We start from the raw sequence: 22,325 nt of genomic DNA, 5'->3' as shown, positions 1-22,325 counted from the left end.
TTATTTATAAAATCTATTATTAATTTATTTTTATTAAATTATACATTGAATAATATTGATAGATAATTTTAATGAATTCTTTAAATTATTCTTTAGTTTTTATTTTTTTCTTTTTTTTATTAGGCAACTCTCAAAAAAAAGAGCTTGAACCTCTAAATAAGCTTGATAGTTTAATAAAGGTTTTTAAATCACCACCTAATGACTCACTTTTTTTGTATACTGAAAAGTATATAAATGTTGCTGTAAAAAACAAAAAATATGTAGAAGCTTTTCAACAAACTTTAGGTGTAATTCATGATATAAATCAGACATTAGGAGAAAGGGAAAAAGCTCTTTCTCTATTAAAAAAATTAGAGTTTTTAATTGATCAAATTAATGACTCTAGTTTAATTGGTCGGTTTTATTTAAAACAAGGAGGTGTATTTTTTAATGGTAAAGATTATTCAAAAGCCATAGATTCTTATACAAAGTCTATTACTAATTTTACAGAGAAAGACTCAATATTTAAAGCTGATTCTTATTTTTTTAGAGGACAAGTTTATTTTTCTACTAATAACTTTTTTAAAGCTTTAAAAGATTTTGAAATAGCTTTAGAGTTTTACACTAAACTGAAAGATTGGACTTACGTTTTTTATACAAGATCTGATATCATTAACATTTATGGAGCTAATGATTTTGTTGAAAAATCTATAAAAGAACGTAAGCAACTTATTGCAGATAAAATAAAATCAGACATAACAGTAGGTTTATCTTCTGACTACTCGAACTTAGCTCAGGATTTAAAAAAAAAGAAACAATATAAAGAACAAGAAAATGCTCTTTTTCTTGCCATAAAAAGAGCGAAAGAAGAAAATAATGCTTTAAATAATATTTCTTTGATTTATGCTAATTTATGTAGATACTATTTAGAACATAATAATTTAAACGAAGCAGACAAATACTATCAACTAGCTAAAGAATCTGTAAGTGGTTCAGAAAACTACAATTCTTTTTATTTCAACCATTTAAAAGGATATTATCTATTTAAAAATCAAAAATTAAACGAAGCATTTCCCGTTTTATTTAACACATTAAAAAAGGCTGAGGAGCAAAATTCAACACAGTTTATTATAGATATTAATAAACTAATATCTGACATCTATGAAATAAAGGGAAATTATTCTAAAGCTAATAATCACAATAAAATTTACAATCGATTAAAAGATTCTATATTTAATATTAAAAAGTTAAATATACTTTCTTATTATCAATCTTTACACGAAGCTACTTTAAAAGAGAGAAAAATAACACAACAACAAGTAAACATTGATATTTTAATTAGAGATCAAAAAAACAAACGTCTTTTATTAATAATCCTTCTTACATCTTCATTTTTTTTAATAATTCTCATTTACCTTTTATTAAATCGTTTCTATTTAAAAAGGAAGAAAAAATTACAGACCATTTATTCTCAAAATTTATTGTTAAATATTGATGAAGAAAGAAAAAGAATCGCTAAAGATATACATGATAGTCTTGGTCATAAATTATTACTGATAAAACATTATGATATAGCCAATAAAAATGATTTAATTGATGAAGCTATAGATGAAATTAGAATCATATCAAAAAACCTACAACCTGTTCAAATACAACAAATTGGAATTACAAAATCCATAAAAAATCTAATCCATAATTTAAATCAATCTTCAACCAATATTTTACTCTTTGGAGATATTCGAAATATTGATAAATTATTATCTTATAATGACGAAGTTAATTTGTATAGAATTATTCAAGAATGTTTAAATAATATTTTAAAACACTCCAAAGCAGATTCATCTAAAGTTAGTATTTATTATAAAAACAACCATATTATTCTTACTATAGTAGATAATGGAATTGGTTTTAACTTTCAAGAAAAATATAAAAATGTAAAAAGTATTGGTTTAAAAAATTTGAAAACCAGAGTTCAGCTAATAAAGGGTATTTTAAAAATATCATCTCTAAAAAACCAAGGCACAACTATTAATATAAAAATCCCTCAAAATGAAATCTAGTATATACATAGCAGATGATCATCCTATTTTAGTTAAAGGTTTGGAAGAATTTTTAAAAGAGAAAAAATTCAATGTCATAGGAACTGGATATGACGGCACAACTGCTCTAAATTTCATTTTAAAAAATACTCCTGAAATTGCTATACTAGATATAGATATGCCTAAATTATCTGGCATAGAAATAGCAAAAAAGTGTTTAAAAGAAAAAGTAGGTACTAAAATTATTCTTATTACTCTTCATAAAGAAATAGAATTATACCTACAAGCTAAAAAATTGAATATTTATGGCTACTTATTAAAAGAATTTGCCATAGAAGAAATACAATGTTGTATTGAATCTGTTCTTAACAACACTCCTTTTTTTAGCTCTAAGATTAGAGAAGTTTTAAATTTTTCTGAAGAAGATTGTAAAATTTTAAATCAATTTTCTATGGCTGAAAGAAGAATATTAATGTTAGTTTCTCAGCACAAAACTAATAAAGAAATTGGAAGACTTTTATTCCTTTCACCTAGAACAATTGAAAAACATAGAAGTAAAATTATTTTAAAATTAGATTTACCTCCAAAAACAGGCGCTTTACTTCAGTGGACTCAAAAAAACAAACATATATTTACTAAAAGTAATATTGGGTATTAATACCCAATATTAGATTTCAAATTAAACTTTAATTTGCAGATAGATAATTATAATTTGTAGAGATAATTATAATTTAGGGATTTTAAATTTTTAACATTTACAGCAAGCAGTCTAATTCTTTAAGAACAGACTGCTTTTTCTTTTTAAGAATATTTAATTTTGGGTATTAACACCTATTATCAGCTTCTTAATTTTACTTTAATTTGAAATAATATAAAGAAACAAATGGGGGAATTTGTAATTTCGAGTATTTATGGAGGTTGTTTTTCTAAAAAACAACCTCTTTTTATATAAAATGAATAATTTATTTTTTCAAGAATCTATTAATATTGATTTCGGGATCTAATTCCTCTCCTCTTTCTAAATGATTAAATAAATTTTTAGCAACAGTTGGAGCAATCATTACACCTCTAGTTCCTAAACCATTTAAAACAGCCATATTTGAATGTTCTCTGTTTACCCCAACTAAAGGCCTTCGATCTTTAACTGTAGGGCGAATTCCTGCAGTTTGATCTATAATTTCATATGGAACAGAAATTGTTTTTTCTAATTTGTCTACTAATTCTTTCTTTCCTTCTTCTGTAGGATCTAAAGTTTTATCTGTCCAATTAAACGTTGCTCCTACTTTATAGAGGTCATTTCCTAAAGGCAATACAAAAACAGAAGACTTTAAAAGAAAATCTATATTTAATTCTGGAGCGTGAATTGTTATGATTTCTCCTTTTGTTCCATTTAAAGGTAAATGATTAAAATAAGGGTTCTTTTTTAATCCAAAACCTTCACAAAAAACAATCTTAGAAGCTTCTAGTTCATGGTAAAAAACTTTTTCATCTCCTATAATTAACTCATCGTAATTAAAAGAAACAGCTTGTAATTTATTGGCTCTTTTTAGGTAACCTCTGTAATTAACCAGTAAATTTTTGGTTGCAATTCTTCCAGTTCCTAACAATTCACCAAAGCCAAAATTTCCAATAACTCCTTCTATTTTATCTTTAGATATTTCTGGCTTCATATATTGAGCTAACATTGGTTTATCTGAAGCAATAAACCAATTATTTTCATCTCCTATGGAATTGAATACTTTTTTGGTGGCAAATTTTGTATCAAATTCTTTTCCTAATTTTTCTGAAACTCTTTGATAAAAAGGAAGCGCTAATTTTAGTTGTTGATGCCCATTCCAAACTGGAGTGAAACGTTTTAAAATTACAGGATTATAAGTACCACTTGCTACACTTGATGAATTTTGAGAATTATCTTCAAAAACCATGAAGCTTTTATTTGCCTGAATTAATTCTTCGCAAAAGGCTAAACCTGCTAATCCTAAACCAACAACGATATAATCAACTTTCATAAAGTAAAAGTATAAAGATTGATTTTTACTACAATATAAAAATGAAATTTCTTTATTTTTGATAGTAAATAAAAATTGCCTTTTTCCATGTATATCTCTCCAATTGACATTTTAGACATCTCCTTAGAGGATTTAGAACAAATTGACAAGAAAAATATTATTCGTTTGGAGAAACGCTTAAAAGTATTAAGACTTCAAAATCAAGATGAGTTTTACAACCTTGATGAAATGCACTTGCTTATAGAACAGTTGAAAGATTCAGAAAAACGTAAGTCGATTATTTTCATTGAAAAACACCCTAAATTTAAAGAATTTATAAGTTCTGGAAATGATGATGGACCAAGCACTTTTTTTTTCGAAGAAGAATTCATTAAAAACTTATCTCAATATTCTGATTTTCTAGCTCCGTATTTAGACACCTATTTTTTTCCTCTTTTAAAAAGAGATTATCAAGCTAAAAAATACGACACTATCATTGAAGCTTTAAATTATGAAGAAATTTTCAGTAGTGATCTTTTATTACGCTGTTACAAATATTTAGAGCAACAAACCATTATTTTAATAGAGACAATTAAAATTACAAAAGCTAAAACACTCTATGAAAAATGCCCACAAGTAACTTATGATACTCATACCGATTTATTAAATTTATTACCCTATGGAATTTCAGATGATCTAAAATTAGATTATGTAAATGCTTTGGTTGATTATTATAATAAATCTAGAATCAACAATAAAGAATATAATAAGATTAAAAAAGCCTATCGTTTATTTGCAAAACTATCAACAAGTGATTCTTTTGTTGAAGATCAATTTAAAGATTTAGCCTCTTTAGGATATCAAGATAATGGACTTCAAGGAAGTGGAAGTAATAACTTCGAAGCATTTAGAGTTTTTGCTTTTTTAATAGCTGTATTTGTTGGAATTGCCAGATTTGCTAGTAATAATAGTTCTTCTAACTATACTTTTGATACAACTAAGATTTATAATAATTCTGAAATAAGTGAAAATCTTACCCATATTTATAAAAAAACACAAAAAGATTTTATTTGGAATTTATATTTTCGAGCGAAAGATTCTTCTTTAAAAGCTTCTAAAAGTTTTAGAAAAATAAGTTTAAAAACAGGAGACAAAGCTTTTAAAACTAGGTTTGATTTTTATTATACTTCAAATTTTAAAAAAAGTTTTAAAGTCACACATCTGTTAGATTCTATTACAATAAAAAACAAAAGCGATAAGTCATTGGTATTGTTTACTAAATACAAAGGTGAAAAATTAATGAGTACCGTTTTTATAAATAGTAAAGATTCATTAAAAATTGCTTATCAAAACTATTTAAGGTTAATCTATTATTTAGGGGAAAATTTTTCTGAAGCAAAAATTAGGAATAAAACTGAAAAACTTTTTTCTAAAATAGATCCTAAAGACACTGAAAATCTTTTAAAAATAAATAAAATCTATAACAAAAAAGATAGTACTAGCCATATTCTAATAACCAACGATAGTATTATTTATCACAAATTAGAAGTAAAAACTTCTGAAAATCCAGATTATATTTATAAAAGAAAATACGATACTTCAACTGAAATAACTGCTCCTGAAAAAGAAATCGCATACGATGATTACAAAAGAACATCCACAAATTGGAATAAGTCTAAAAAATTATTTTTTAAAAGATTAATAAAAGATATAGCCAACAAAAAGAAACAAATAATTCCAGATACTTTTGTAACCGGACAAAATCTTTATCCAGATTTCTTTAGAAATTATTCTCATGTTGATGTTAGTGGATATCCTGTATCTATAAAAAACCACACTGATAAACATTTAGTTATTTTTAATAGAAATTTAGCATCAAAAAGAGATTTTACAACTTATATAAAACCTCATGAAGAATTAAAAGTTTTTTTATACGATACTGGTGATTCTTTATATTTCTACAAAGGAAAATATTTTTACACTTATAAAGGCACACCTATTTTAAAACGAGATTTATCAGATATTCAATTATTTAGCAAACCTGTTATCATCAAATCTGTTAAAGGTGAAAATCCTTTTATTGAGGTAAATGAGAAAATAACTAAAATTGTTGGATTACAATACTAAACTATTGTAATCCTGTTTTATTTTTATTATCCATTTGTTGCTTTTTATCTCTCATTTCAGGTGGTAATAAGTTATATAAATTAATCACAATAAACTTTAGAGCTTTATAGTCTTGTTTTTCCATGGCTTTGTCTCCTTCTTTAAACAATTTTTCAGCTTTTCTGGTATTAGTAAAAACTTCTGGATTAAATTTATAATTCATGAAAGCATAAACGTAATTTTCATCTTTTGCATTAAAGATTACATTCTGCAAGGTTTCTAATTCCTTTATCTTTGATTTTAAAAGGTATTTATTTCCAGAATTTAGAAGCTTTTTCTCGTCTTTAATGATAGTATTTAGTCGATCTGTAAACTGAGGTAATTCATCTGTTTCTATATCATATTTAATATCATCGACAATTCTCTTGTAATTACTTATCTCTTCATCTAAAATAACATGTCGTGTTAACAAATCATATTGATTGATAAGTTCTCGTTTTTTATTATCGATACTGAACTTTTTATCTGTAGTATCATTATCTGATAATAAAGTTAACTCAATTTGTAATTCAATTAAATTATCACGAATCGATTTAAATTTAGCTAACAATTCATAATCGTCTCCGTGATTTTGCAACTCTTTATCTAAATTTTCTATTACTAAATATAAATCTTTATCAATTTTAGCTCTGCTAATATAACGCTCTGTAGGTGTAAATGTATTTTTGAATTCTTGTTCTGTTAATGATAAAAAGACATTCACATGAATATCTCTAGATTCAGACATTTTAATTTCTATTTCTATATCTGTTCCTTTAATTAAATCTTCGGTTAAATCTTTACCAGAAACTTCTATAAAACCAATTGTTAACCCTGAACTTGGTAGTCCATTATCATCTCCTTCTACAATGTTTATTTGCAATAAATCATCACTTCCCTTTACAATTGTTTTAGAAGCTGTTTTGTAGATTACTTTCTTTAAAGGAAGAATACTATTTTTAGTAAAAATAGCTTCTAATCTAGTTTCTCCAAATTCTATATCATCAATTTCTAAGCAAATCGCTTGAGGTAATAATTGTCCTTTTACATTATATTTTCCTTGAGAAATTTTAATATCTCGAGTACTAAAAACCTCGGTTTGATTTTCATCAAATATTCTAAATTCAAAACTATTTACTGTGCCTTTTAATAAATCTACATAACAGAATATATCTTTATCAAAAGCTATAGTTCCTGTATCGAAACCTCCATCTAATCGTGTAATTCGATAATAACCTGAAGCTTTTAAAACATTCTTTACATTAATAAGTTCTTCATCGTCATTAGAACTTTTTTCATAGAAAATTTGAAATTGATCTCCTATATTTTGATCTACTTTATTATCTATAGTTTCTTTTTCTTCTGAGCTAGTGATTGTTTTAGGTTTAGATCCAGCATAAAAAGCAGCTCCAATTCCTACAGCGGCTGTTGGATCTACATTTGTATCTACAGTAATTTGTGTTTCTGTTCTTACTTTTTCTCTAACGTATGGTATTAGTGTTGTTCCACCAACCATTATAATTCGTTCGATATCTGAACTATGTAAATTATTATTAGTTAAAACCTGCTTAGAAAAAGCTATTGTTCTATTTAATAATGGACTGATTAAAGCATTAAATTGATTTCTTGAAATTTCTACAGTCTCATAAATATCTTTTTCAGGGTAATCTATTTCTATCTCTACATTTTCAAAAATTGTAAGTTCTTTCTTAGCTTCTTCTGCTTTAAATAACAATTCATAATATAATTTTTGATATGCATTGCCAGTTTCTTTAAATTGCTGCCAAAGGTTTTCTTCGTTTATTTCTTTCTCAAGAAAAGGGACAATAATTTTTTCAATAATTAAATTATCGATATCTAATCCTCCTAAGAAATTATCCCCTTCATTGTCTATAACATTAATCTCTCTATCATCAATCTCAATTAAAGCAACATCAAAAGTTCCTCCTCCAAAATCGTAGATTAACCATTTTTTCTTTTCTTCTATATTTAATTTACCTTGATTAGCAAATGCTAAACTGGCTGCAATAGGTTCTTGTAAAAGGTACACTTTGTTAAAACCTGCTTTTTCTCCAGCAATTTTAGTAGCATTAGACTGAATTGTATCAAAAGAAGATGGAATAGTAATTACAATTTCATCTACAGTTTCTCCTGTATGAATAAAGTTCTTCAGTTCTTGTAATACTAATGTTGATAATTCAACAGGTGTAACCTTCTTATTTAAATTAGGTACAAAATAAGATTCTGAAGTTCCCATTTTTCTTTTAAAGCAAGTAAATACATTCATAGCATCACGTTCTAATAACTCTCTTGCTTTGTCTCCAACAATAATTTTATTTTTTCTGTATGCTACTGCAGAAGATAATGTTTGTTTTAATCCTAACGGATTTTTAAACACTTCTAACGTTCCGTTTTCATATTTAGATATCAAACTATTTGTAGTTCCTAAATCTATACCAAAATTTACTGTTTTCATTACTGTATTTACTCAACTATTACTACTCCTCTTTGCACTAAAGTCATATGTCCGTTTTCTGACTTATAAATAATAGGTTTTAACACCTTTGTTATTTTCATTTTACTATGAAAATCATTCATTAAAGTTGCTTCTATATCTGTTCTCTCTAATGAATATTTTTCTCCTAAAGGGTTTTTAATTTCAAAACCTAAACCCTCAATTTCATGATATAAACGTCTGATATTTCTATCGAAAACATGTAATTCATTTTTCTCTGACTTTTGTTCTATATCAAAAATTTGATTTAAAATTTCTTTCATAATAAGAAGTATTGATTCGGACTTTAGCTTTTTTTATGTAATAATACGAAAAAAAAGCGCCCTGATTACTCAGAGCGCTTTCAAATTATATCTTCAAAAGAATTAATAATTCCACATGTCCATTTCACGGTCACGTATTCCTTCTTTAATTCTATTAGCTTCTAACAACTGGAATAAAGAATTTCCACGGATATAGTCACTAATTTGACGGTCACCATATAAGTTTTCTTCTTTAATTACTGTTGAATTAAAACGACGAGCATTTAAAAGGTTATCATAAGAAATAGGATGAGCAGAATTCTTAGGATTAAATACTTTAGACTCATGCAACACTTCACGTGCATCTGGAAAGAATACCCAGAAAAGCTCATAAATTTCATCATCTTCAACATCTTCAACTCCCATTACCTGAACATCTGGCCCCATAGGTGCAATTGCTAACATTCTGTATTTTAATTCACCTTGACGCTTATCAAAATACCAAATCCCCTTAATTCGATACCCTTTAATATCTTGAGATTTAACATAATAAGGATCTGAATAACCTCCATTTTCTTCACCTCCATCAACTTCTCTCAAATTATAGGTTTTTTCATCTATCTCCTTCATTCCTATCTTAGAAGTAAAATAAGAATCGTTATACACCTCTTTAATTTTACCTTCTTTAATACCTTTCATTAAAGTATCGAACAACGAACGTCTATTATTAGAGGTACTTGCTGTATCAATTGGGTAATAGTAAGGTAAGTTGATCTTTTGGTTTAAGTCTATAAACTCCCACACTACTTTAGACCATAATACGTCTCGATCGCTTATGTAACCATACGGTAGCGGTTTATCATCATCAGAATCAATTTGTTCTTGACTCTTCACTCCAATCTCCTCTACTTTTTTAGCATTTAATAGATTGGCCTGTGCAAAAGTTACACTGGTTATAGACAATGCTATAATCACCAAATTAAAACGCTTCCAATTCATACTTTCTTTATTTTAATTATTAATTCGAAACTTTGATATTAACACCACCAACTCTCTTAACTGGAACACCAGAACCAGCAACAGTAGCTTTAATATCAAAAATTGCTATAATTTCACCTCTTCTGGCTTTAGCTATAGCTTGTTTAGCTCTTCCGCTCATTTTAGTACCTGTAACTGGTACAGCAGGCTGCCCTGGTACTTTTACTTTAAAGCTTTGAACTTTTAATGTTAAATCAAATAAGAAATCAGGTAAACCTGCTCCTATTGTAGTTCTTCCAATACTTGCTTTAGGCATAGAAACTGTTCCGTATTGACCTCTTACCATACCTAACGCTGGAGGTATGTCTTTTATTCTAAATTTCTTATTAGAACTTACTTTTTTTCCATCTGGTAATGTTCCAGTAACACGAATTGTTACTTCATTTCCTTTACCAGGTCTCATGTTATAACTATCTCCTTTAGTTCTTTTTAAACCTGGAGCGTTAGCGATAACTTTATTAGAAGGTACACCTGGCATAGAAATCGTCATTGGATTTACTAATCCGCGGTATACAGCATTCATTTTATCAGCAGAAATAACAGCTTCATTTGGTCTTGGAATTACTGAATAACCACCATTAATTGGAATTTCAACTAAAGAGTCATTCTCTTTGAAAGTAAATGTTCCCTTAATTGATCTGTCTCCAACAGAACCAGCAGGTCCATCTAAAATAACCTGACCAGCTTTAATTTTATCTTCTGGCCAATCTTTACCATTGATAGTTACTTTCTCTGCTGTTAAATTTGGATCGTTTTTACCTAATACAATTTTTCCAGATAACTTTTCACCAGGATAGTATGCATTCTTTTCGAATACAACCATTGCTTCATAATTCTTCAAAGAAACTGCACTTTCTAATTCACCTTGTAATAAAGTAGACAATGCATCAGATTCAGTTGCTTTAATATCTGCCTGAATTTGAGTTAATTTTGTTAAAGAAGCAATTAAAGGGAAACCTTCATAATGATAGTTTAACCAATTTAATTGTTTGCCATCTTTATTTTTTACAGGATCTGTACTAAAACGACTAGATACAACTCCAGATAATTCTGTTTCTCCTAAAACCTCTAATGAAGCTTTTTTAAACTCATCCATTTTAGACACGAATTCTTTTCCTGCAGGTGTGATTGTTCCACTTACAAAAAACAATTCATCTAAAAACTTAGATTTATCCATTGTTTCGTAATCCTTTTTATCTTTAAGATCAGAAGTCATTTTTCCTTTTAAATCTTCTAAATATGCATAAAAAGAATCTGCTTGAGCTTTAAGAGCATCTGTTTTTTCTTTAGCCTTCTCAAATTGTAAAGGTTGCTCTACAGCTTTTGTTGCTAAATTTGCGTAAGCTCTATTATTTGAATCAGTTGCTCTAACATTAGCATCTGATAATTTTTCGTTCATCAATCCAAAAGCTGATAATACCTCTTTACTCATATTCATTGCTAACATTGCAATGAAGATAAGATACATAAGGTTAATCATCTTCTGTCTTGGAGATTGTTTTCCGCCTGCCATAATTTAAAATTAGTTTGCTTAGTTAATATTAAATTATTTTGTACTCATAGCAGTTAACATACCACCATATACTCCGTTTAATGAAGATAAGTTAGTTGCTAAAGATTGCATTTGCTCTTGTAAACGTTGGCTATTTTCTACCATTGCTGAGTTTAACTCAGTTTGTCTTGAAGCATTTTCTACTTGAGTTTGGTATAAGCTATTTAAAGAAGCCATTTGAGAAGCTGCTTTAGAAACTTGCTCGTTATAGCTATTTGTAGCAGAAATAGCTTGAGAAGCTTGTGCTAATGGCTCAACAGCACCTTGAAACCCTTTGATGCTATCACCTAATCTAGATACTAATTGAGCATCTAATTTAGCTTCTTTTAAAATGTTATCTAATTTCTGAGATAATAATGATTGAGCTTCTTCTGGAGTAGCTTCTTTTTCTTTCTTTTTTCTACCCGAACCACTTGCATCAGCTAATTCTGGGTAAACTTTAGTCCAATCTAATTCGTCTTCTACTGGTTCAAACGCAGATAAAGCGAAAACGATAGCTTCTACAGCCATACCAATCGTTAACATAACTCCACCGGTTAATGGCCCAATCTTAAAGTGCATAATTTTGAATAATGCTCCTAAGATTACTACCGCAGCTCCTAAACCGTAAGCCATGTTAAACATCTTTTTTGTTGATTTTGATTGTGCCATAATTCTTGATTTTTATTAATTAGGGATATTATTTATTATGTTTATTTATTTACTGTTTTTTTGTACCAAGATAATCTTGAACTGTTCTAAAACCAATGTAACTTCTTGCAGTATCAGCATATTCCCAGTCACGAGAACCTACTTCTAAGAAATAAGCTACATCTTTCCAAGAACCTCCACGTACAATTTTACGTTCATTTTCTCTGTTTTCAACATTTGGGTTCATTGTAGACCCCATATAATAAGACATTTGGTTGTAAGCTGTATTAGTCCATTCAGAAACATTTCCAGCCATGTTGTATAATCCGAACCCATTTGGGTTGTACGAAATAGCTTCAACAGTATATAAAGCACCATCAGCAGCATAATCTCCACGAACTGGTTTGAAGTTTGCTAAGAAACACCCTCTATCACTTGTAGTACTTGGTCCTCCCCAAGGGTATTTAGCAAAATCTAAACCTCCACGTGCTGCATATTCCCACTCTGCTTCTGTTGGTAATCTGAAAGCAGGAACTAAACCTAAGTTCTTCTTAGACCTTTGATAAGAATTTTTGTTTTTTGTTCTCCAATGACAGAAAGCTCTAGCTTGATGCCAACTAATTCCAACTACAGGATAGTCTTCAAATGCTTTATGAGCAAAATACTCTTGGTGCATTGGATCATTATATGAATAGTTGAAATCTTTAATCCATACTGTGGTATCAGGATAAATATTTAAAGTTTCATCTTTTAAGAAATCTTTTCTGTTTTTTCCAGTTCTTGCAGCTTCTTCGTTATCAAACCAGAAGTATCTGTAGTTTAACAACTTTGTATTAAATGTACGAATTCCATTTAAAGCTTCATCTTTCTTAAGATATAAAGAATCCATAACCTCTACATAATCTTCATCTGGATAATCTTCTTTATTCCAAATCAATTCTTCTTCCCAATTTAATGGTTTAATAGAGTCTATACCTTCACCAACTTCGTAATAATTTTCTCTCATATATTTTTGATATGGAGATTCGTTGGCCGTATCTTTTGAAGCAAAAGCATACAATTGAATCCCTTGCGGTTTATTTTTACCATCTGAAAGCTCATCACCTCCAGAAGCAAATTCTGCTTGGTAAGCTAATTTAGTTCTTACAACAGAATCTCGTACCCAATTAACGAACTGCTTATACTCACTATTTGTAATTTCAGATTCATCCATATAAAACGGTTGTACGGTAACCGTTCTTGTTGGGGCATTCATAGCGCCTAACGGGTCTTCATCTTGCTTACCCATAGTAAACGAACCACCTTTAATAAAAACCATTCCGTATGGTTTTTCCGCGAACCATTTTCTCTTCGATTTAACACCAGTAAGCTCTCCTCTATCGTTGTTAGATCCACAACTGTAAACAAGTGCTATAATTAGGGTAAACAGTGCTACTTTCTTCATATTTTTCTTATTAAAGAGTTTGTAACTTTTTTATAATTTTATTCAACATTTTCTATCAAGGAACGCAAATATAACTTTTTTATGTAAGTTTTTGCTGTGCTTTGTACCATCTTTCAGGAATTTTTTGTTCTATAGCCTTCAAATAATCTTCGTATGCACATGGTATTAACGCGTGTCTTCTATATTTATTATCTGTAATCAGATTAATCTCCATCCACCAACGACCACTTTTATCGCTTTTATAAAAATTTATTGGATCATCGTCTTCTAAAATTACACTAAATTTTTGATAACTTTCTTTACTTGAAAACGGATAATCCTTAGCTCTAAAGTTAACTCCTTCTACAAAATACCATAACGCTTGTGCTATTAAGTTAGATGTTTGTTTATTACCATCTAACATACTGTTATATTCATAGACACCAAAAGAAGTTACTTTGTCACTTATTCCTGCGTATCTAGCTATTGAACATAACTGATCTCCAAAGAAACCATTAGGGTTCGCATTATTATTTGCTGGTGCATCACTTTGTTTAACACTTCCTATATCTATACTTACTATATCTGCATCTCTTAAAATAGGTTCAACTAATTGAATTTCTCTCACCACTTCTCCTAACCTATATGTATCAAAATACAAATTTTGCAGCAATTTCACTTCTTGTTGAGAGTTTAAATAGGTTTGATACCCAATATTACTGTAATTAAACAAATTATTAGGTTCTTCCATTATTATTTTACTCAAAAAAGATTCAGAATTTAATTCGTCTTCTAATGCTCCTAAGTTAAAATGACTATCAACAGATACTAAATTAATAGTTTGTTCTAATACGTCATAAGCTCTATAATTAGCATAAGTAATATCTTGACTCCCTCCCAATAAAACTACTACTATATTTTTTTTTACTAAATCAGAAACCACTTCAGCTACAGCAAAATATGTGTCTTTAACCGCACTTCCTTGCTGAATATTACCTAAATCAGCTATAGTTAAATTCCAATCCCCAATAAACAACTTGTAAAATGCTTCTCGAATTTTTGTTAGGTCTTCTCCACATCCTAGGTTATCTATTCCGTTTCTTCCCTCTTTAACCCCTATAAGAGCTACACCCACATCTTCTAAATCTGGAAAATCATTTTGAGATGAGTAAATCTTTATATTTCTCCCTAAAGTATCTGGTGATTGCTCTTCTAATTGAGCGACTACTCTTTCATTAACAGGAGACAAAAAATCTGTATTCATTAATTTGGGGATTAGTGAATGCTGAGCAATATATAAATTTATTTCTTTTTAGAAGTCTTTCTAGTTGTTTTTTTAGTTGTTTTTTTAGAATCAACTAACTTAACCGCATCTTCTTTTGTGAATTTTTCAATCTCGGTAGTTTTAGGTAACTCTATTTTAGTTTTACCCTTAATAACATTAAACCTACCCCATCTTGCTTTCTCTACTCGAATACCTACATCTTCCCAATTATGAATTAATTTCTCTCTTTCTTTTCTCTTTTTATCTTCTATTAATTCTTCTAAGTCTGATTGAGTTAAGTTATCGAAATCATATTTTTTATTCACATTAATAAAAATAGAATTCCACTTTATAAAAGGCCCAAATCTCCCAACACCTTTTTGAATTGGAAAACCTTCATATTCTCCTATTGGAGCATCTGCTTTTCTTTTTGCTTCGATAAGTTCAATTGCTCTATCCATGTCAACAGACATTGGATTTTCATCTTTATCTAAAGAAACATATTTTCCATCAAATTTTATATATGGACCAAACCTTCCATTAGCAACAACAACTTCTTTTTCTTCGTAATTCCCAAGGGTTTTAGGTAATTTAAACAAATCCATAGCTTCTTCATAAGTAATTGAACTCATCGTTTGATCACCTTGTAAACTTGCAAACTTAGGTTTTTCTTCATCTGTAGCCTCTCCAATTTGAACCATAGCACCAAACCTACCTAAACGAACGTATACGTTCTTCCCAGAATCCGGATCGACTCCTAACAACCTTTGTCCGCTAGCTCTTTCCGCATTTTCCGCAACATCTTTAACTGTTGGATGAAAGTCTTTATAAAAATCTTTAATTACTGAAGTCCAATCTTCTTTTCCTCCTGCAATATTATCAAAATCACTTTCTACTTTAGCTGTAAATCCGTAATCTAGAATACTTGAAAAATTCTCAACTAAAAAGTCATTTACAATGTTACCAATATCTGTTGGCATCATTTTTCCTTTATCTGAACCAACTTTTTCTATTAAAACCTGCTCTTTAATTGAATCTGATTTTAATACTAATTGAATGTATTCACGTTCAACTCCTTCTGCAGTTCCTTTTTCTACATAACCTCTTCTTTGTACCGTAGAAATTGTTGGTGCATAAGTAGAAGGTCTACCTATACCTAACTCTTCCAAATGCTTCACTAAAGAAGCTTCTGTATATCTTGCAGGAGGACGAGTATAACGTTGCGTCGTTGTAATATATTCGTTATTTAACTCTTCTCCTACTTTCATTTTTGGCAACATTCCTGCTTGTTCTTCCTCTTCATTATCTGTTCCTTCTAAATATACTTTTAAGAAACCTTCGAATGTAATTACCTCTCCATTTGCAGAAAAATCTTTATCATTTTTATTGTTAGAAATTTTAACATTAGTTCTTTCTAACTGTGCTTCACTCATCTGAGAAGCAATAGTTCTTTTCCAAATTAAACTATACAATCTATCTTGATCATAATCTACAGAAACAGTATGAACCGCCATATTAGTAGGTCGAACAGCTTCGTGAGCTTCTTGAGCTCCTTTAGATTTTGTAGAAAAACTTCTAGGCTTACTATATTCTTTACCATACGAAGCTTTAATTTCTTCTGCTGCTGCATTAACTGCTTCAGAAGATAAATTCACGCTATCAGTTCTCATATAAGTAATCAATCCAGCTTCATATAAACGTTGCGCCATTAACATCGTTTTTGCAACAGGAAAACCTAACTTACGAGAAGCCTCTTGTTGTAATGTTGATGTTGTAAAAGGTGCAGCTGGTGATTTCTTAGCTGGCTTTGTTTGTAAATCTGAAACTGAAAAATCTGCAGACAAACATGAATTTAAAAAAGCTTCTGCTTCTTCTTTAGTGGAAAAATTCTTCGGTAATTTTGCCTTAAATTTTTTACCTTCTGTATTAGTAAACTCAGCATCTACTCTATAAGAAGCTACAGGTTTAAAGTTTTCTATATCGCGTTCACGTTCTACAATTAAACGCACAGCTACAGACTGAACTCTACCCGCAGATAAACCTGCTTTTACTTTTCTCCATAGCACAGGAGATAATTCATATCCTACGATCCTATCTAATACGCGCCTTGCTTGTTGAGCATCTACTAAATCATAATTAATAGTTCTTGGATTTTCTATAGCTTTTAAAATAGCATTTTTAGTAATTGAGTTAAATACGATACGTTTTGTATTGTCTTTATTTAACTTTAATTGCTCCGCTAAGTGCCATGCAATAGCTTCTCCCTCTCGATCTTCATCGGACGCTAACCAAACCATTTCTGCTTTCTTAGCTAAATCCTTTAATTTTTTCACTACCGATTTCTTATCTGAAGAAACAATATACTTAGGTTTAAAATCTCCATCGACATTAACACCTAATTCTTTAGATGGTAAATCAGCAATATGCCCATAACTTGACTCAACTTGAAAATCTTTACCTAAAAATTTCTCAATTGTTTTTGCTTTTGCAGGAGACTCTACAATTACTAAATTCTTTGCCATGTATCTTTTCTTATAGATTTTTTGTTACACCATATATATAGTGTATTTTAAATTGCAAAAGTATACAGTTTTTTTTTATTAGGAATTGTTTTGAAAGAATTAACGCTAATTTAAATTTGAAACGACGTATTATTTAATGACAATTTGTCACGCAATCATAAAATTGGTTGTATATTTGCCCTCTACTTACAAGAGATAAGATTATGGATCAGGTTGAAAAAGTTATAGACGAAAAAAAACAAGGAAAACCTTTATTAACAGAGCAGAAAGAAGGCAACAGCAAAAAACTTTTTATTGAAAGTTATGGCTGTCAAATGAACATGAACGACAGTGAAATTGTTGCAGCAATTCTTGCTGAACAAGGATTTAATACTACTAGCGATATTAATGAAGCTGATTTAGTTTTAGTAAATACTTGCTCTATTAGAGAAAAAGCAGAACAAACTGTTCGTAATAGACTACAAAAATACAATCATGCTAAAAAGCACAATCCTAAAATGAAAGTTGGAGTTTTAGGTTGTATGGCAGAGCGTTTAAAAGCTAAATTTCTAGAAGAAGAAAAAATAGTTGATTTAGTTGTTGGACCTGATGCTTATCGTGATTTACCTAATTTAGTAGAAGAAGTAGAAGCTGGTAGAGATGCTGTAAATGTAATTCTATCCAAAGAAGAAACTTATGCTGATGTTTCTCCTGTTCGTTTAAATTCTAATGGAGTTTCTGCATTTGTATCTATTACTAGAGGATGCGATAATATGTGTACTTTTTGTGTAGTTCCTTTTACCAGAGGTAGAGAACGAAGTAGAGATCCGCAAAGTATTATTGAAGAAATTCGTTCGATGCACGAACAAAACTTTAAAGAAATCACTTTACTTGGACAGAATGTTGATTCATATTTATGGTATGGTGGAGGATTAAAGAAAGATTTCCATAAAGCTTCTGAAATGGCTCAGGCAACTGCTGTAAATTTCGCACAACTTTTAGATATGTGCGCTACTGAATTTCCTAAAATGCGTTTTCGTTTTTCTACATCGAATCCACAAGACATGACTTTAGATGTGATTCATATTATGGCTAAACACAAAAATATCTGTAAATACATTCACTTACCTATTCAAAGTGGAAGTAACACAATGTTAAAAGCCATGAACAGATTACATACTCGTGAAGAATATTTAGAGTTAGTAGAAAATATTTATAAAATCATTCCTGAAATGAATTTAAGTCAAGATATGATTGCTGGTTTCTGTGGAGAAACAGAAGAAGATCATCAAGACACTTTAGATTTAATGGAAAAAGTAAAGTATAGCTTTGGTTTTATGTTTGCTTATTCTGAAAGACCAGGAACGCTTGCAGCTAAAAAAATGGAAGATGACATTCCTTTAGCTATCAAAAAAAGAAGATTACAAGAAATTATAAACTTACAACAAGAACATAGTTTATATAGAGCTAAAGAACATGTTGGAAAAGTTCAAGAAGTTTTAATTGAAGGAACTTCTAAAAAGAGTGAAAATGAATGGAAAGGTAGAAATACCCAAAATACTGTTGTTGTATTCCCTAAAGAACACTATAAAATTGGTGATTTTGTAAATGTAAAAATAGAAGATTGTACTTCTACCACATTAAAAGGAACTGCTGTAGGGTATTCTGAAAATAATTAAATAAGTGATAAAAGAAATTAAAATAAAACCAACATTCTTAGTAAGGGAAATTTTTAAAGTGAATGTTTACTTGATGTCCAAAAGCTGGAAAACATGGGCTCTTTTATTTTTTTTAATTTACTTTTTTATAATCAAAAGCCTTAATGACCCCATAAATACAGTAGCCCTTAAAAGTTTAGCTTTAGTAATCTGTGTTTTATTTTTTTTCTTATCACTTTACAAAAAATCAAAAAAACTAATAAGCGAAAATCCAAGATTAAAAGAAGATATATATTTCATTTTTAATCAAGAATATTTTGAAGAAAAAGGAGACACCTTTTCAGTAAAGCATTACTGGAAGAATGTTATTAAGATTGAAGAAAAAAGAGATTGGTTTTTAGTTTACATAAAAAAAAGTAATGCTATGATTATTAGAAAAAATGATCTAAAAGAACAAATAACTGATTTCAAAAAGCTGATAAAAAACATCAATTTAAAAGCCTAGTAGTTGAAAAAATAAATTTGAAAATGGAAAGTTTACAAGCTGTAAAACAACGATTCGGAATTATTGGTAACGATACTCAGTTAAATAGAGCTATCGAAAAAGCAGTTCGTGTTGCTCCTACAGATATTTCTGCGTTAGTTATTGGAGAAAGCGGTGTTGGAAAAGAAAGCATTCCTAAAATTATTCATCAGTTATCTCACAGAAAGCATGCAAAATACATTGCTGTAAACTGTGGTGCAATTCCTGAAGGAACTATCGACAGTGAACTTTTCGGTCATGAAAAAGGAGCTTTTACAGGAGCTACCCAAACAAGAAAAGGATATTTCGAAGTTGCAGATGGTGGAACAATTTTCTTAGATGAAGTTGGAGAATTACCATTAACAACTCAAGTTCGCTTACTTCGTGTTTTAGAAAATGGTGAATTTATTAAAGTAGGATCTTCTCAAGTACAAAAAACAAATGTTCGAATTGTGGCTGCAACCAATGTTAATATGCATGAAGCCATAAAAAAAGGAAAATTCAGAGAAGATTTATATTATCGTTTAAGTACTATAGAAATCGGACTTCCCCCTTTAAGAGAAAGAGGAACAGATATTCAATTATTATTTAGAAAGTTTGCTTCAGATTTTGCCCAAAAGAATAGAATTCCTGTAATTCGTTTAGATGAAAATGCTAGCAATTTATTATTAAATTATCATTTTCCTGGAAATATTAGGCAACTTAAAAATATTGCTGAACAAATATCAATTATGGAAGAAAACAGAATAATTTCATCGGAAATTATTTCGCAATATCTTCCAAATATCTCTGGTAACTTACCAATGGTTGTTGGAAATTCCAACTCTTCGAAAAATGATTTTGCAAATGAAAGAGACATTATGTATAAGATTTTGTTCGATATGCGTAATGACATTAACGATTTAAAGAAACTTACTTTAGATTTAATGCAAAATGGAAATAGTACTGAGGTTCAAGAAGAAAACAGAAATTTAATTCAACGTATTTACAACGAAGAAACACCTACACATAATGTAGAAGTAGTTGAAATTCCTGAAATAACTTCTCAGAATAATTATGATTTCATTGAGACTATAGAAGAACACGAAAGTTTATCTTTACAAGAAAAAGAGGTTGAGATGATAAAAAAATCACTAGAACGCAATAAAGGAAAACGTAAACTGGCCGCTAAAGAATTAGGGATTTCTGAGCGAACTCTATATAGAAAGATAAAACAATACGATTTATAAATCGAAAGCAAAGCCTACCAAAAAATGAAAAAAAGCATACTTATATTTTTCTACAGTTTTAGTCTTGTTATTTTAATGGGATGCGGAGTTTATTCTTTTACAGGAAAAGGTGATATTGGTGATGCAGAAACTATTCAAATAGATTTCTTCCCAAATCAAGCTCCTTTAGTAGAACCAAGTTTAAGTCAACGATTCACTCAAGACTTACAAGATTTATTTACTAGACAAACAAACTTAACTTTAGTAAGAGCTGGTGGTGATTTACGTTTTGAAGGAGAGATAGTTGATTATAGAATTACACCAATGAGTGCTACTTCTAGCCAAGGAAATCAAACTGCTGCTCAAAACAGATTAACTGTTGTAGTTAATGTTAGATACACAAATTCAAAGAAGGAAGAAGACGACTTCGAAAAACAGTTTTCTTTTTATTCAGATTACGGTGCAGCTCAACAATTATCTGGATCAGTTTTAGAAGCTGCCTTAGATGAAATTTTAACTAGAATACACCAAGATATTTTTAATGCTTCTGTAGCTAAATGGTAAAAGAAAACTACATAGAAATCCTTAATCATCCTGAAAAAATCAAGGATATAAACTCAAATAATTTGAAATCTATTGTAGATAAATATCCGTATTTTCAATCTGCTAGAGTATTACATTTAAAAGCTTTAAAAGATCAAAAAAGTTTTCGATACAATAATGAATTAAAATTAACTGCTGCACATACTTTAGACAGAGTTATTTTATTTAACTTCATTACTTCAGACATTTTTAAAGAGTCAAAAATCACTAGTAAATCTCAAGAAAACAATAACCTCAATAGTGACACTAAAAAGAACGAAAAAGAAAGCATTGAAGAAGAACTTAACATAGGAAAACCGTTAACTTTTACTAAAAATGAAGCTTTTTCTTTCAATCAATGGTTGCAATTATCTTCAGATATCCCTAATACACCCCAAAAAAAACTAGAGAAAAAAGAAAGGAATATTCAAGAAGATATTATTGAACGTTTTATTAACAACAACCCTAAAATTTCAAGAATTAACAAGAACGCTTCAGTTCCTTCAAAGCAAAATGTAGTAAGCCAAGAACCTACATTAATGACCGAAACTTTAGCTAGAATTTACCTTGAACAAAAGAAATACGACAACGCAATAAAAGCTTATGAAATATTAAGTTTGAAATATCCAGAAAAAAGTGGTTTCTTTGCAGACCAGATTAAAAAAATAAGAATTTTACAAAATATAAAATAATGACAACGTATAATTTACTTTTAATATTAATCTTAATTGTTGCAGTAGCTTTAATTTTAATCGTAATGGTTCAAAACCCTAAAGGAGGAGGATTATCATCTTCTTTCGGCGGTGGCGGTGGTATGAACATCGGAGGTGTACAAAACACAAACAACTTTTTAGATCGTACTACTTGGACTTTAGCCATTGCTATGTTCGCTTTAATCTTATTAGCTAACTTTGCTATACCTAGAGCCAACAGCACAAACACACCTGATCTTAAAGAATCGTTAGAAGGTATTGAAACTACAGCTCCTGCTGAAACAACACCTCCAGCAACTAAAGATTCTGTACAGTAGTAAATTTT

At 29.4% G+C, this 22,325-nt stretch carries 18 protein-coding genes; 9 read left to right on the top strand and 9 right to left on the bottom strand.

What is annotated here, in order from left to right; all coding sequences use genetic code 11:
• Window positions 1-212: 212 nt before the first annotated feature.
• A complete protein-coding gene (locus ACSIGC_RS13735; protein ID WP_442265379.1) occupies window positions 213-2,039 on the top strand; it encodes an ATP-binding protein in 1,827 nt (608 codons plus the stop codon).
• Window positions 2,029-2,676 carry a response regulator gene (locus ACSIGC_RS13730; protein ID WP_442265378.1) on the top strand — a complete coding sequence of 216 codons (648 nt, stop codon included), beginning with the start codon at window positions 2,029-2,031 and terminating at the stop codon, window positions 2,674-2,676. The genes ACSIGC_RS13735 and ACSIGC_RS13730 overlap by 11 nt, the downstream gene beginning before the upstream one ends.
• Window positions 2,677-2,980: 304 nt before the next feature.
• On the opposite strand, the gene ACSIGC_RS13725 is transcribed toward ACSIGC_RS13730, so the two are convergent.
• Entirely contained in the window at window positions 2,981-4,027 is a 1,047-nt protein-coding gene (locus ACSIGC_RS13725; RefSeq protein ID WP_442265377.1) for an NAD(P)/FAD-dependent oxidoreductase, read from the bottom strand.
• An 87-nt stretch (window positions 4,028-4,114) separates the two neighbouring features.
• Between ACSIGC_RS13725 and ACSIGC_RS13720 the strand changes: the two genes are divergently transcribed.
• Window positions 4,115-6,133 (top strand): hypothetical protein, encoded by a 2,019-nt coding sequence (locus ACSIGC_RS13720; RefSeq protein ID WP_442265376.1) that lies wholly within the window; start codon window positions 4,115-4,117, stop codon window positions 6,131-6,133.
• Window position 6,134: 1 nt separating this feature from the next.
• On the opposite strand, the gene ACSIGC_RS13715 is transcribed toward ACSIGC_RS13720, so the two are convergent.
• The 8 genes from ACSIGC_RS13715 to topA form a co-directional block, all read right to left on the bottom strand.
• Window positions 6,135-8,627, bottom strand: a complete 2,493-nt coding sequence (locus ACSIGC_RS13715) for an Hsp70 family protein (RefSeq protein ID WP_442265375.1) — start codon at window positions 8,625-8,627, stop codon at window positions 6,135-6,137.
• Window positions 8,628-8,635: 8 nt separating this feature from the next.
• Window positions 8,636-8,929 carry a hypothetical protein gene (locus ACSIGC_RS13710; protein WP_442265374.1) on the bottom strand — a complete coding sequence of 98 codons (294 nt, stop codon included), beginning with the start codon at window positions 8,927-8,929 and terminating at the stop codon, window positions 8,636-8,638.
• 102 nt (window positions 8,930-9,031) lie between these two features.
• The gene (gldN, locus tag ACSIGC_RS13705) at window positions 9,032-9,907 is read right to left on the bottom strand and encodes a gliding motility protein GldN (protein ID WP_442265373.1); all 876 of its coding nucleotides are present in this window, start codon (window positions 9,905-9,907) and stop codon (window positions 9,032-9,034) included.
• Between the two features lie 19 nt (window positions 9,908-9,926).
• The gene (gldM, locus tag ACSIGC_RS13700) at window positions 9,927-11,459 is read right to left on the bottom strand and encodes a gliding motility protein GldM (protein ID WP_442265372.1); all 1,533 of its coding nucleotides are present in this window, start codon (window positions 11,457-11,459) and stop codon (window positions 9,927-9,929) included.
• Window positions 11,460-11,492: 33 nt separating this feature from the next.
• Window positions 11,493-12,149, bottom strand: coding sequence for a gliding motility protein GldL (gldL, locus tag ACSIGC_RS13695; protein WP_442265371.1), 657 nt, complete (start codon window positions 12,147-12,149; stop codon window positions 11,493-11,495).
• A 49-nt stretch (window positions 12,150-12,198) separates the two neighbouring features.
• Window positions 12,199-13,572 carry a gliding motility lipoprotein GldK gene (gene gldK, locus ACSIGC_RS13690; RefSeq protein ID WP_442265370.1) on the bottom strand — a complete coding sequence of 458 codons (1,374 nt, stop codon included), beginning with the start codon at window positions 13,570-13,572 and terminating at the stop codon, window positions 12,199-12,201.
• A 79-nt stretch (window positions 13,573-13,651) separates the two neighbouring features.
• A complete protein-coding gene (locus ACSIGC_RS13685) occupies window positions 13,652-14,815 on the bottom strand; it encodes a formimidoylglutamase (RefSeq protein ID WP_442265369.1) in 1,164 nt (387 codons plus the stop codon).
• A 38-nt stretch (window positions 14,816-14,853) separates the two neighbouring features.
• The gene (gene topA, locus ACSIGC_RS13680) at window positions 14,854-17,337 is read right to left on the bottom strand and encodes a type I DNA topoisomerase (RefSeq protein ID WP_442265368.1); all 2,484 of its coding nucleotides are present in this window, start codon (window positions 17,335-17,337) and stop codon (window positions 14,854-14,856) included.
• 203 nt (window positions 17,338-17,540) lie between these two features.
• Between topA and miaB the strand changes: the two genes are divergently transcribed.
• The 6 genes from miaB to secG are packed head-to-tail and all read left to right on the top strand — an operon-like array spanning window position 17,541 to window position 22,317.
• Window positions 17,541-18,995, top strand: coding sequence for a tRNA (N6-isopentenyl adenosine(37)-C2)-methylthiotransferase MiaB (miaB, locus tag ACSIGC_RS13675; RefSeq protein ID WP_442265367.1), 1,455 nt, complete (start codon window positions 17,541-17,543; stop codon window positions 18,993-18,995).
• A 4-nt stretch (window positions 18,996-18,999) separates the two neighbouring features.
• On the top strand, window positions 19,000-19,479 hold the full coding sequence (locus ACSIGC_RS13670; RefSeq protein ID WP_442265366.1) for a YcxB family protein: 480 nt from the start codon (window positions 19,000-19,002) through the stop codon (window positions 19,477-19,479).
• A 23-nt stretch (window positions 19,480-19,502) separates the two neighbouring features.
• Window positions 19,503-20,726: a sigma 54-interacting transcriptional regulator gene (locus ACSIGC_RS13665; protein WP_442265365.1), complete on the top strand. Its 1,224-nt coding sequence runs from the start codon at window positions 19,503-19,505 to the stop codon at window positions 20,724-20,726.
• Window positions 20,727-20,750: 24 nt separating this feature from the next.
• Window positions 20,751-21,269: an LptE family protein gene (locus tag ACSIGC_RS13660; RefSeq protein WP_442265364.1), complete on the top strand. Its 519-nt coding sequence runs from the start codon at window positions 20,751-20,753 to the stop codon at window positions 21,267-21,269.
• Window positions 21,263-21,979, top strand: a complete 717-nt coding sequence (locus ACSIGC_RS13655; protein WP_442265363.1) for a tetratricopeptide repeat protein — start codon at window positions 21,263-21,265, stop codon at window positions 21,977-21,979. Before ACSIGC_RS13660 ends, ACSIGC_RS13655 begins: the two co-directional genes overlap by 7 nt.
• Window positions 21,979-22,317 carry a preprotein translocase subunit SecG gene (gene secG / locus ACSIGC_RS13650; protein ID WP_442265362.1) on the top strand — a complete coding sequence of 113 codons (339 nt, stop codon included), beginning with the start codon at window positions 21,979-21,981 and terminating at the stop codon, window positions 22,315-22,317. The genes ACSIGC_RS13655 and secG overlap by 1 nt, the downstream gene beginning before the upstream one ends.
• The last annotated feature ends 8 nt before the right edge of the window (window positions 22,318-22,325 follow it).

It is taken from the genome of Tenacibaculum aquaeponti (assembly GCF_052084715.1).
GTDB lineage: Bacteria > Bacteroidota > Bacteroidia > Flavobacteriales > Flavobacteriaceae > Polaribacter.
Note: the sequence above shows the minus strand (reverse complement) of the source record. Positions and strands in the feature narration are given on the sequence as shown.

Coding starts and splice junctions, on each gene's coding strand:
- ACSIGC_RS13660 (WP_442265364.1), top strand. CDS start 20,751: ATGAAAAAAAGCATACTTATATTTTTCTACAGTTTTAGTCTTGTTATT.
- ACSIGC_RS13725 (WP_442265377.1), bottom strand. CDS start 4,027: ATGAAAGTTGATTATATCGTTGTTGGTTTAGGATTAGCAGGTTTAGCC.
- ACSIGC_RS13710 (WP_442265374.1), bottom strand. CDS start 8,929: ATGAAAGAAATTTTAAATCAAATTTTTGATATAGAACAAAAGTCAGAG.
- secG (WP_442265362.1), top strand. CDS start 21,979: ATGACAACGTATAATTTACTTTTAATATTAATCTTAATTGTTGCAGTA.
- ACSIGC_RS13730 (WP_442265378.1), top strand. CDS start 2,029: ATGAAATCTAGTATATACATAGCAGATGATCATCCTATTTTAGTTAAA.
- topA (WP_442265368.1), bottom strand. CDS start 17,337: ATGGCAAAGAATTTAGTAATTGTAGAGTCTCCTGCAAAAGCAAAAACA.
- ACSIGC_RS13720 (WP_442265376.1), top strand. CDS start 4,115: ATGTATATCTCTCCAATTGACATTTTAGACATCTCCTTAGAGGATTTA.
- gldL (WP_442265371.1), bottom strand. CDS start 12,149: ATGGCACAATCAAAATCAACAAAAAAGATGTTTAACATGGCTTACGGT.
- ACSIGC_RS13655 (WP_442265363.1), top strand. CDS start 21,263: ATGGTAAAAGAAAACTACATAGAAATCCTTAATCATCCTGAAAAAATC.
- gldM (WP_442265372.1), bottom strand. CDS start 11,459: ATGGCAGGCGGAAAACAATCTCCAAGACAGAAGATGATTAACCTTATG.
- miaB (WP_442265367.1), top strand. CDS start 17,541: ATGGATCAGGTTGAAAAAGTTATAGACGAAAAAAAACAAGGAAAACCT.
- gldK (WP_442265370.1), bottom strand. CDS start 13,572: ATGAAGAAAGTAGCACTGTTTACCCTAATTATAGCACTTGTTTACAGT.
- gldN (WP_442265373.1), bottom strand. CDS start 9,907: ATGAATTGGAAGCGTTTTAATTTGGTGATTATAGCATTGTCTATAACC.
- ACSIGC_RS13685 (WP_442265369.1), bottom strand. CDS start 14,815: ATGAATACAGATTTTTTGTCTCCTGTTAATGAAAGAGTAGTCGCTCAA.
- ACSIGC_RS13665 (WP_442265365.1), top strand. CDS start 19,503: ATGGAAAGTTTACAAGCTGTAAAACAACGATTCGGAATTATTGGTAAC.
- ACSIGC_RS13715 (WP_442265375.1), bottom strand. CDS start 8,627: ATGAAAACAGTAAATTTTGGTATAGATTTAGGAACTACAAATAGTTTG.